Below are 6,891 nucleotides of genomic sequence, written 5' to 3'. Positions count from 1 at the left end.
GCCTGCGGATAGCCGGGCGCACCCGACGGCGGTACGGCGGGACCGGCCGACCCCTGCGGATAGCCGTACGACGACGCACCCGGCGGAGGCGGCGGAGGCGTGTTGCCCTGCGGCGCGCCATGCGTGGCAGCCGCACCGTGCGCTCCCGGCATACCCGGTGCCACCGGCGCACCCGCGGCTCCAGGCGCCCCGGGTGCCCTGGACGCGGCGCTCCGCGCGCCCGGTGTACCCGTCTCGCCGAGTGCCGGGGCCTCCTTCGTGCGCGGCAGTTGGCTGCCCCCCGCCATGAGCGCCGTGTCGGCGTCCCCCAGGGCACCGTCGTCGGCGTCGCTCAGCGGGGGCGCGAACACCGTCGCGGGCAACGGGACGGAACGGTCCTCACCGGCATCGGCGTTCGTGTCGGTGCCGGCCCAAGGGGTCGCGCCGACAGGCACGTTGGGCACACCCGGCGCACTCGACGCCCCCTGCGCCCCAACAGCCGCCCCCGCGCCCGCACTCGCTCCAGTACCACCTGCGCCCGCACCGGCCGCCGGCCAAGAAGCACCACCGCCCCCCGCCGCACCGGAAGCCGCCGGCACCCCGGCCTGCGTCTCCGCGAGCCCGCCGGCACCAGCCCCCGGACCGGAACCCGCACCGGCCCCGGCGGTCCCGCCACCGGCCGACGTCCCGTCACCCCCCGACCGGCGATCCGGAATGCCCAGCTTGTCCGCCGCCTCCTGGAGCCACTCGGGCGGGCTCAACAGGAACGACGTCTGGTTCAGGTCCACCCGGGCCGCCGCCGGCACCGGCACCGCGTCGGCGATCTCCGCCTCGCGGCCGTACTCCTCCTCGTACCGGCGGATCACCTCGCCCACCGGCAGCGCCGGCCACAGCGTGGCCTCGCCGCTGTCGCGTGCGATGACCAGCCGCTGGCCGCCCGCGTCCGAACGCGGGCCCTCCGCACGGTCCTCGCCCCACACCACGAACCCGAGGCCGAACTCCCGTACCCGCACCTCACGGTGCTGGTACGCCGGCATGTCGCCGTTGATCCACTCCTCGGCGCGCTCCTGCGCCTGCGCGAACGTCACCATGGCGAAGCTCACTCCCCCGAGCCGGCAGAGCCGGCAGAAGACACCGGAACGACACGGGCGAAGCCGCCGTCCACCATCAGGTTCGCCACCGTCTCCAACTCCGGCGGGGAGCCCGCCAGCCGCGACAGGAACACGTCGAAGTCCTCACCGCACGGCAGCAGCAGCCGCTCCACGCGCTCGGCCGGGGGCCACGACGGATCCACGTCGCGCACGTCGTCGTACGCGCAGAACCACACCGAACCCAGCCGGTCGCCCTTCACCTTCACCGCCAGCAGACCGCCCTGCACGAAGCTGACGCCCAGGTAGTCCTTGGTCAGATGGTCGCGCAGGCACTTGTTGACGTACACGAGGTCGTTGACCGCCGCCTCGTCGCGGACCGTGAAGAACGGCTGGTCCAGCAGCAGTCCGAGCTCGGCGGCCAGGGCCGTGCCCACCGGCGCGCAGCCGCCCGCCGCCTTCAGGAAGGAGCGGTACGCACCCGGCAGCCGGTACCCCAGGTCCTCCTCGACCCCCTGCACCTGCTGCTCCGACACCGCCACACCCGACTTCGGCAGCCCGAAGTGCGCCGGACGCGTCTCCTGCAGCGGGCGGGTACCGCGCTTGCCCTGGTCGACCCGGGTCGTCGACACCCCGCCGTGATGCCGCAGCAACGCCTTCACCTCGACCGGCACCAGCTCCAGCCGCCGCGAGCCCACCGCGTGGTGCCAGGTCCAGCCGTGCGGGGTCGCCACCGCCGGCACCGTGTCCCACAGCTCGTGGCCCGAGGCCGACAGCACCGCGTTCGCGGACACGTAGTCGGTCAGCCGCAACTCGTCGACGCCGAACCCCTCCGGCGGATCGGCGATCTCGGCCGCCGCACGCGCGTAGGGCGAGAAGTCGGGGTAGCCACGCTCGTCGACACGTACCCCTCTCGGGTGACGTGCCGCCCGGACCGGATCCGGGAAATGCACGACCTGCCCGGCGTAGGCCGCGTTCGGCGGCGCGGCCTGCCCGAGCCGACCTGTCGTCATGACGGTTGCCCCCTGCGGCACTCTGTACGAACCGAAACCGCACCCCATCAGCGCGCCACGGCCCGTATCCGGCTGTCTCTCCCACGTCCCAGACGCGTCGACCGCACCCATCGCGGTGTCGACAGCCTATGCGGTACACGAACCCCGGTCACCGGGCCTCCGCTTCCGTGACCAGCCGTCACCCCGCCGTGACTGCCCGCCCAAACCCGGGCGTGTCGCACCGCCCCAGCTACCGCACCAGCCACGGGATTTGGCAGTCTGTGACTTTCGGGGGATGCCCGGGAGGGGAAGACGATCATGAACGCCACGCAGACGGGACCGCACACCGCCATGTCAGGCGCCGCTCAGGGCGCCGCCGGCGGCGACCCCCGCGTCGGCTGGAGCAGCGCCGAAATACCTTCCGTGCCCACTCTCCAGTACCGCCGCGACGGCATCCTGCCGACCGTCGCCGCCGCCCTCTCCGTCCGCGGCGCCACCCTCACCGGCACCGCCGCCCGCGGCGACCAGCCGCCCCCGCTGCACCCGCTGGTCCAGGAGTTCCTCGACACCCTCCCCAGCGGACAGCGCGACCGCTTCACCGGCCGCTGCGCGGAGGCGATCCTCATCTCACGGCACATCAGCGCCGCCGACGCCGACCGCAGCAAACGCGCCAGCCGCAAACCCATGACCAACGGCGAAGCCCGCAGGGCCCTCAAACAGGCCAAGCTCACCGCCCGCCGCATACGCGAGGACGGCGACCCCCTGCATGGCAGCTTCGCCGCCCCCTGCCGGGCCTGCACCGCCCTCACCGCCCACTTCGGCGTCCGCGTCGTCGACCCGGCCACAGGCAACTGACGCCCACCGCCACGTCCCCACGCCACGCACCCGCAGCACGCGCCTGCAGCACCCACCTGCGGAACGCACCCGCACCACACACGAACGAAGGGCAGATGCACCCCGACCGCACCTCCGTCCCCGGGCCCACCGCACCGCTCGGGCCCGCGGGAGCCTCCACGCGCTTCTCCGCGCCCGTCGACACCGCCCTGCGCGCCGCCGGCTGGCAGCCCGGACGCTGGGACATAAAACAGGCCGAGTTCTGGGCCGACGCCCTCCGTGAGCACACCTCACCCGCCGGACACCGGCACGCCGTCTTTCCCGCCGCCGTGGAAGCCTGGGCGGAATTCGGCGGCCTGCACATCACCCCCGTCGGCGCCGGCCGCCAGGTCGCCCCCGCCACCCTGCACCTCGACCCCCTCCACGGCCTCCACCTCGCCCGCACCCTCGGCGACCTCGGCCGCGCCCTCGACACCGAGATCTGCCCCCTCGGGGCCGAGACCGACACCCACTCCCTGCTCGCCATCGACGCCGAGGGCCGCGTCTACACCCTCGACCACACCGGCGACTGGTACGTCGGCCCCGACATCGACCACGCCCTCGTCTCGCTCATCGCGGGCGTCGAACCCCAGCGCCTGACCACCCACACGTAGCCGCCGCACACAACCGGACAGGCGCTCAGGCCGCCGGGATCACCGCCGACACCCGGAAACCCCCGGCGTCCGTCGGCCCCGACACGAACACCCCGCCCAGCCCCAGCACCCGCTCCCGCATCCCCAGCAGGCCGTTCCCGCCCGACGGCAGCCGCGCCGACGCGGCCGACGCCGGCTCCGGCGGCGGCTCGTTCTCCACCTGCATCGCGATCTCCGCCACCCGGTGCGCGAGCCGTACATGCGTCTTCGCGCCGGCCGCATGCTTGTGGACGTTGGTCAGCGCCTCCTGCACCACCCGGTACGCCGTCTGCTCGACGGCCGCCGCGTACGACCGCGCGTCCCCCTCCACGGACAGGTCCACCGCCATGCCGGCGGCCGCGGACTGCCCGATCAGCTCCTCCAGCTCCGACAGCCAGGGCCCCTCCTCCTCGGCCACCCGCGAAGCCGCCACCGCGGCCGCGACCCCCACCGCGGCCAACGGCACGGAAGCGGACGGCACCGAAGACCCCGAGGACGCCGAAGCACCCGGGGACGCGGAAGCGGGCGACGCGGTCGGCCGCCGGGTCCCGTCGCCCGAGCGCAGCACCCCCAGCATCTCCCGCAACTCCGTCAACGCCTGCCGCCCCATGTCCCCCACCAGCGCCGCGTTCTTCACCGCCTTCTCGGGATCCTTGCGCGCCACCGCCTGCAACGCCGCCGCATGCACCACCATCAACGACACCCGGTGCGCGACCACGTCGTGCATCTCCCGCGCGATCCGCGTCCGTTCCTCGCCCCGCGCCCACTCCGCGCGCTCCTCCGCCCGCTCCGCGAGCAGCTGCAGCTCCCGCTCCAGGCTGTCCGCCCGCTCCCGCAGGCTCTCCATCAGCCGGCGCCGGGCACCCGCGTACAGCCCGAGCAGCACCGGAGGAGCGGTCAGTCCCAGCGAGGTCGCCAGCGCCGCGAACGGAACGAACCAGTCCCCCAGCGTCAGGTCCCCCCGCGCCATGCTCTGCCGCACCCGTACGAACGTCACGATCAGCGTTCCCAGGAACGTCATGCCCGACAGCGCCACGATGATCCGCCGCGGCAGCTCCGCCGCGGCCAGCGTGTACAGGCCGACGATCCCCATAAGGAAGCCCATCTGGGCCGGCGTGATCGCGATCGACACCAGTACGACGGCGATCGGCCACTTCCGGCGCAGCAACAGCACGGAACCGGCCAGCACACCGAACACGATCCCCGCCGACGCCGGGATCCCCGCGTCCCTGGCGAACGGAACACCCTCCGCGCCGCACTCCAGCGCCGACACCAGGGCGAGCGCCCCGTCCAGAACCGCACTACGCCACCGCGACCACCACCACGGCCCGGTGAAGGCCGTCGCGTGGTCTGCCCCCGTCGTGGTCATGCGTCCAGCCTACGGGCGCGAGGGTGGGCTTTTCCGGTGAGTTTCGTCTACTGGCCTACACCACACGCGGTAACCGAACAGCACCGAAACCCGCCGATGGCGCAGATCTGTACCGTCGCATCAAGGGCACTCGGTGCGGCATAGTAGGACTCGCCACTCGGCAACCTGACTAAATGTCCGGTTCTGTCGAGAACATTCCCCCGTGGTGTAATTGGCAGCACCGTGGCTTTTGGTGCCATTTGTCCGGGTTCGAGTCCTGGCGGGGGAGCCCTCCTCACTTCGGGCCCTGACCAGCGACAGCTCCGTCAGGGCCCACTCTCATGTCACCCATGAAACGCCCCGGTATCCTGCGGATGTCACCCCCACCCATCCAAAAAGCCGAAGGGCAACTCCGTGAGCGCCATTCGCCCGGCAGCCGTCGTCGTTCTCGCAGCGGGTGAGGGCACCCGTATGAAGTCGGCCACACCCAAGGTCCTGCATGAGATCTGTGGCCGTTCCCTGGTCGGCCATGTGCTCGCCGCCTCCCGCGAGTTGGACCCCGAGAACCTGGTCGTCGTCGTCGGGCACGCGCGCGAGCAGGTGGCCGCGCATCTCGGCGAGGTCGACGCCACCGTCCGAACCGCCGTGCAGGAGCAGCAGAACGGCACCGGGCACGCCGTACGGATGGCCCTGGAGGAGCTGGGCGGAGTGGTCGACGGGACCGTCGTGGTCGTCTGCGGCGACACCCCGCTGCTGACCGGGGAGACGCTGGAGCGGCTCGCCGGGACGCACCACTCCGACGGCAACGCCGTGACCGTGCTGACCGCCGAGGTCCCGGACGCGACCGGGTACGGCCGTATCGTGCGCGACGACGCCACCGGGGCCGTGACGGCCATCGTCGAGCACAAGGACGCCAGTGACGCGCAGCGGGCGATCCGGGAGATCAACTCGGGTGTGTTCGCGTTCGACGGACAGCTGCTCGCGGACGCGCTGGGCAAGGTGCGGACGGACAACAGCCAGGGCGAGGAGTACCTGACCGACGTGCTCGGGATCCTGCGGGAGGCCGGGCACCGCGTGGGCGCGTCGGTGGCCGGCGACCACCGGGAGATCGCCGGGATCAACAACCGGGTACAGCTCGCCGAGGCGCGGCGGATCCTCAACGACCGGCTGCTGGAGCGGGCGATGCTCGCCGGCGTGACGGTGGTGGACCCGGCGACGACCTGGGTCGACGTGACGGTCACGTTCGACCAGGACGCCGTCGTCAACCCGGGGACGCAGCTGCAGGGATCCACGCATCTGGGGCAGGGCGCCGAGGTCGGGCCGAACAGCCGGCTGAAGGACACCCGGGTCGACGCCGGGGCGCGGGTGGACAACACGGTGTCCGATTCCGCTCATATCGGTCCGGGCGCGACCGTGGGACCGTATGCCTATCTGCGGCCGGGGACCCGGCTCGGGGCGAAGGGCAAGATCGGCACGTACGTGGAGACGAAGAACGCCTCGATCGGGGAGGGGACGAAGGTTCCGCATCTCTCCTACGTGGGCGACGCGACGATCGGCGACCACACGAACATCGGCGCGGCGAGCGTGTTCGTGAACTACGACGGGGAGAACAAGCACCACACGACCGTCGGGTCGCACTGCAAGACCGGCTCGGACAACATGTTTGTGGCTCCCGTCACGGTCGGGGACGGTGCGTACACCGCCGCCGGGTCCGTGATCACGAAGGATGTACCGCCCGGTTCGCTGGCCGTGGCCCGTGGCCAGCAGCGGAATATCGAGGGCTGGGTGGCCCGGAAGCGGCCGGGGAGCGCGGCCGCGAAGGCCGCCGAGGCGGCCGCCCGGCAGGGCGCGAGCGAAGACTGACCGGAAACAGGTGCGCCGAAGACGTCGTACCGTGATAAGTGCACACCCGCACCTAACCAGCTGATTCGGCCTCTCGCGCCCAGCGCGGAGGTCGTCGGCCACCCGGCTGAATCGGC

General features: G+C 72.5%; 5 protein-coding genes, 1 tRNA gene and 1 pseudogene. 4 read left to right on the top strand and 3 right to left on the bottom strand.

The annotated features are described in order from the left end of the window. Positions 1 to 1,070: pseudogene (locus AB0D85_RS17965) on the bottom strand (hypothetical protein); the annotation flags it as partial. An 8-nt stretch (positions 1,071 to 1,078) separates the two neighbouring features. Further along, on the bottom strand, positions 1,079 to 2,080 hold the full coding sequence (locus AB0D85_RS17960; RefSeq protein WP_362320846.1) for an SMI1/KNR4 family protein: 1,002 nt from the start codon (positions 2,078 to 2,080) through the stop codon (positions 1,079 to 1,081). Positions 2,081 to 2,377: 297 nt separating this feature from the next. Between AB0D85_RS17960 and AB0D85_RS17955 the strand changes: the two genes are divergently transcribed. Both AB0D85_RS17955 and AB0D85_RS17950 read left to right on the top strand, forming a co-directional pair. After that, entirely contained in the window at positions 2,378 to 2,914 is a 537-nt protein-coding gene (locus tag AB0D85_RS17955) for a YwqJ-related putative deaminase (protein ID WP_362320843.1), read from the top strand. Between the two features lie 95 nt (positions 2,915 to 3,009). Then, the gene (locus AB0D85_RS17950; RefSeq protein WP_362320840.1) at positions 3,010 to 3,546 is read left to right on the top strand and encodes an SUKH-3 domain-containing protein; all 537 of its coding nucleotides are present in this window, start codon (positions 3,010 to 3,012) and stop codon (positions 3,544 to 3,546) included. Positions 3,547 to 3,571: 25 nt separating this feature from the next. Here the strand turns inward: AB0D85_RS17950 and AB0D85_RS17945 are convergent, their stop codons facing one another. Continuing rightward, positions 3,572 to 4,933, bottom strand: coding sequence for a histidine kinase (locus AB0D85_RS17945; protein ID WP_362320837.1), 1,362 nt, complete (start codon positions 4,931 to 4,933; stop codon positions 3,572 to 3,574). Positions 4,934 to 5,129: 196 nt separating this feature from the next. On the opposite strand from AB0D85_RS17945, the gene AB0D85_RS17940 reads away from it, so the two are divergent. Together AB0D85_RS17940 and glmU are read left to right on the top strand one after the other, a co-directional pair. Further along, positions 5,130 to 5,201, top strand: a tRNA-Gln gene (locus AB0D85_RS17940). Positions 5,202 to 5,326: 125 nt separating this feature from the next. Then, complete coding sequence (gene glmU, locus AB0D85_RS17935; RefSeq protein WP_362320834.1) at positions 5,327 to 6,775, top strand: bifunctional UDP-N-acetylglucosamine diphosphorylase/glucosamine-1-phosphate N-acetyltransferase GlmU; 1,449 nt, start codon at positions 5,327 to 5,329, stop codon at positions 6,773 to 6,775. The last annotated feature ends 116 nt before the right edge of the window (positions 6,776 to 6,891 follow it).

Origin of the sequence: Streptomyces sp. NPDC048277, from assembly GCF_040652235.1 — a bacterium.
Lineage (GTDB): Bacteria > Actinomycetota > Actinomycetes > Streptomycetales > Streptomycetaceae > Streptomyces.
The sequence above is the reverse complement of the archived record's forward strand: the minus strand, read 5'-3'. Positions and strand labels throughout refer to the sequence as shown.

Bases quoted from the DNA above. Each gene is read 5' to 3' on its own strand.
- AB0D85_RS17960 (WP_362320846.1), bottom strand. From the start codon at position 2,080: ATGACGACAGGTCGGCTCGGGCAGGCCGCGCCGCCGAACGCGGCCTAC.
- AB0D85_RS17955 (WP_362320843.1), top strand. From the start codon at position 2,378: ATGAACGCCACGCAGACGGGACCGCACACCGCCATGTCAGGCGCCGCT.
- AB0D85_RS17950 (WP_362320840.1), top strand. From the start codon at position 3,010: ATGCACCCCGACCGCACCTCCGTCCCCGGGCCCACCGCACCGCTCGGG.
- AB0D85_RS17945 (WP_362320837.1), bottom strand. From the start codon at position 4,933: ATGACCACGACGGGGGCAGACCACGCGACGGCCTTCACCGGGCCGTGG.